1 protein-coding gene is annotated in these 278 nt (G+C 40.6%); it reads left to right on the top strand.

The features are described 5' to 3' along the window. A partial coding sequence (locus A372_RS32590) for a spore germination protein (protein ID WP_192813579.1) occupies positions 1–278 on the top strand: 278 nt, incomplete at both ends.

The following is a 278-nucleotide window of genomic DNA, read 5'->3' as shown; positions in this document are numbered from 1 at the left end:
AGCATTTACGATCGATATGACAGAAGGGACAGACCTTGAGACGTGTGTAAGCAAAGTATTATCGGGATATACTTGTCTGCTGATCGAAGGAACGGATGATGTTTTTTTTGCTTCTACAGGCAAATTTCCTTCGCGAAGTGTTGATGAACCCAGCACCGAAAATTGGGTTAGAGGACCAAGGGAAGGTTTTATTGAGGATTTGGAAAGTAACCTGGCAATGGTTAGAAGGCACATCAAAGATATTAGTTTCAGAATAGACAAAATAACCATAGGAAGGA

This window comes from Paenibacillus sp. OSY-SE, from assembly GCF_000283315.1.
Taxonomy (GTDB): domain Bacteria; phylum Bacillota; class Bacilli; order Paenibacillales; family Paenibacillaceae; genus Paenibacillus_B; species Paenibacillus_B profundus.
Note: the sequence above shows the minus strand (reverse complement) of the source record. Positions and strands in the feature narration are given on the sequence as shown.